The organism is Ammoniphilus sp. CFH 90114, assembly GCF_004123195.1.
Taxonomy (GTDB): domain Bacteria; phylum Bacillota; class Bacilli; order Aneurinibacillales; family RAOX-1; genus YIM-78166.
This window is the reverse complement of the sequence record NZ_SDLI01000044.1, coordinates 1-3,114: the sequence shown is the minus strand read 5'-3', so window position 1 is coordinate 3,114 and position 3,114 is coordinate 1. Positions and strand designations below refer to the sequence as shown.

General features: G+C 38.4%; 4 protein-coding genes. 1 reads left to right on the top strand and 3 read right to left on the bottom strand.

Translation table 11 applies throughout. From position 1 onward, the window contains the following. Window positions 1–54: 54 nt before the first annotated feature. From EIZ39_RS26085 to EIZ39_RS26075, 3 genes are all read right to left on the bottom strand, one after another. Window positions 55–390 (bottom strand): helix-turn-helix domain-containing protein, encoded by a 336-nt coding sequence (locus EIZ39_RS26085; RefSeq protein WP_129204503.1) that lies wholly within the window; start codon window positions 388–390, stop codon window positions 55–57. 112 nt (window positions 391–502) lie between these two features. After that, complete coding sequence (locus EIZ39_RS26080) at window positions 503–649, bottom strand: anti-repressor SinI family protein (RefSeq protein ID WP_129204501.1); 147 nt, start codon at window positions 647–649, stop codon at window positions 503–505. 36 nt (window positions 650–685) lie between these two features. Beyond that, window positions 686–1,045 (bottom strand): helix-turn-helix domain-containing protein, encoded by a 360-nt coding sequence (locus tag EIZ39_RS26075; protein WP_129204499.1) that lies wholly within the window; start codon window positions 1,043–1,045, stop codon window positions 686–688. A 257-nt stretch (window positions 1,046–1,302) separates the two neighbouring features. On the opposite strand from EIZ39_RS26075, the gene tapA reads away from it, so the two are divergent. Beyond that, window positions 1,303–3,114, top strand: a 1,812-nt coding sequence (gene tapA, locus EIZ39_RS26070) for an amyloid fiber anchoring/assembly protein TapA (RefSeq protein ID WP_164985359.1), incomplete at its 3' end; no start/stop codon positions are given.

The following is a 3,114-nucleotide window of genomic DNA, read 5'->3' as shown; positions in this document are numbered from 1 at the left end:
GGATCAGTGATGACCACCCCTACTCTCTTTTAAAGAAAAAAACCGCAGAAAGAATTATTCTTTCGTACGGTTTTGTCTCCATTTATTAAATTCGAGGAATTCTCGAAATTGTTCCTTACTAATGCCTGAATTCATGGCGTCTTGGACAATCTTTAACCATTCAGAATCCAGTTGTGAGGGGTCGGTGTCACTGGCTGCATCGTGGAGAAGGGCATCCAGAGGGACCTGAAGAACGGCAGATATCTTCTCAAGAAACTGGATAGAAGGATTAGATTGAATATCGCGTTCGATCGTGCTTAGATACGATTTCGCCACTCCTGCACGCTCGGCCAATTCTGAAAGGGAAAGTCCTCTGTCTTGGCGAAGTTTCTGGACACGTTTGCCTATCATGATTAAATATTCACCTTCTCTCTTTTTATGCCACCATTATAGCAGATCTTAGGAGGAAAAGATATTTTTTGTTTCCTCCATAGAACAAAAAATAAGCAACGAAGAACGTTGCTTAAGTAGATAGTGAAATCTGATTATTGAAGAATCTCCTTATTTCATCAGCTGATATTCCCATTTCGCGTGCTGTATTAATTAAATAAACCCACTCCTGATCTAGCTCGTTCCCATCCTCACTACAGTTTTGCTTGTCCCAATCCATGTTTTAAGCCTCCCCGTTTTCTTACTTCTAGAACAGCTACCTCCCCCGCAAATTCTTTCCTGTTCCTTTATCAAACATCTTATAGGAAGCTAGAAATTGAATAAGCTCTTTAAACTGTTCTTTACTGATACCGGTTTGAATCGCTTCTTCCATTAACTGAGTCCACTCACCATCTAATATAGGTTGATGATCTGAGCTGTCATCCGTTCGCAGCAAAGACTGAATATCCACCTCCAAAACCGCTGCAATTTTCTCCAAAAACTGAATCGAGGGATTAACGTTGAGATCGCGTTCGATAGAACTAAGATACGACTTGGCTACGCCCGCGCGATCTGCCAGCTCAGTGATCGACCAGCCTTTTTCTAGACGAAATTGCTGAATCCGTTTACCGATCATAAGCACTGGCTCCTTTAATAGGATATGTAATTACTATTGTACACCAGATTTGTTCTATATACAAAACAGTATGTTCTTAATATATAACGAAATTAAGAGAGAGTAGGAGAAAAACATAAAATAACGAACAAAAATTGTTCAATATAACGAATTTTAGCCAAATATGAAGTTTTTCTTTTTTTGGCGAGACGTGTATATTTAGGTCAAGAGGTTCGGTAAAACGAACAAATTGAACGAATCGAAAGGAGGGGAGAACGATCAGAAAGAAGAGATCCTCCAGTATTAAGAAGAAAAAAAGGAGACAATTTAGTAGAAAATTTCTAATCGGTCTCCAACTAGCTGTAATCAATTATTCCATTGTTATAACGGGAATGCAGCTAACTTCTAAAACAAATGCCTATTTCTATGATAACACTGAATTTGGAATAAAATTTGAAAATGCGGACAATTGGTGGGATAAAAGTTCTCTAACTTTTGATGGAGGAGATTATGGGATTATAAATGATTCTGATATACAAGTGTTTGTTGAAGTCATTAATGTTGGCGATGAGGACATGCTAGGTCTTGCGAAATACGAGGTTTACTGGAGTGTAGATAAAGACCCAAAGAGGGAAGGGGTCAAAGTATTCGAAGGGGATATACCTCCTTTAGAATCAGGAGAATCATATGATATAACTTATTCTCCAAAGCAGTCTGGAAATTACAAATTTAAGTTTTATCAACGTCCGGGGCACCCAGGGACTACTGAAAAACAATCGGGTCAAAAATTTTGGAGTGAAACAATATTAGTTCCAGATAGTATTCTTAACCCAACAAAAATGATGGCTTTAAATGTTGGAGAACTTTCAGATGAATTATCTGATAGTCTGCTAGTTGGAGAAATATCACCAGAGCAGTTATCTTCATGGTCCAATGGTGGATTTACTGTTGGAGAGTTAACTTCCTTAAAGAACGGCGAATTACATTTAATGGAACTTAACGCATTTAAAAAGGGGAGGATAAGTCAAGAAGATTTAGAGGCACTACGTAATAAAATAATTTCACATGAGGAACTACAAGCTTTTATCCTGGGTAAATTCAGTGAAGAGACTTTTGAGGCCTTGAAAGCTAGGCAAATAAAATCTAAAGACTTGAAGTTTTTGCTAGAAAATAAGGTGCCTGAGGAGCTATTTATTGCACTTGCTCAAGGAAAGATCAGTCAAGAAGTTTTTGATGCCTTTAAGGAAGAAAAAATTAAGCCGGAAGATTATATTGCATTGTTAGACAAGAAAATTACAGAAGATCATATTAAGGCATTTATTACAGGTGAAATGGAGTCAGAAGTCTTTAATGCGCTTAAGGAGGGTAAAATCAGGTCGGATGACTTAGCAGCCCTTAAAGAACAAAGATTGACAGAAGAAGAGCTTACTGCTTTTATTGCTGGAAAAATGAAACCAGAGATTTATACCGCCTTAAAGGAAGGGAAGATTACGTCGGAAGACTTATTAGCTTTGCAAGAAAAAAGGGTTACTGAGGAAGAACTTAACCGTTTCATTAATGGGGAATTAAAGCCAGAGTTTTATGGAGCTTTAAAGGAAGGAAAGATAAAGTCCGAAGATTTACCCGTATTGACAGGTCAGTATCTTACAGAAGAAGAACTTAGGGAATTCATGAATGGAAATATGAGACCAGAGATCTTTAATGCTTTTAAAGAAGGTAAACTCAATAAAGATCAATGGACAGCTTTAAAAGAGAAAAATATAACGTTTGAAGATATTAATTTAATGCTCAATGGGGAGAAAACTCTAGAAGAGTTGTTAAAACCTCAGGAATCGATAGTTGATGAAGTTACTGAAAGTGTAGATCCACTTGTTCCTTCTCCGGCTATTGGTGGAGATAGCACACCTACAGTTCCTACTGAACCAATAGAGGGTGAGCCACTACCAATACCAGGGCCCGTAAATGGTGGAGGGGGAAGACCTACTGATCCAGCTAATCCAGTAGAAGAGGAGCCAATCCCTGAACCTGGAGAAGGAATGCCAACTCCAACTAATCCAGAAGATCCAGGGGAAGAGGAGCCACTCCCGCCT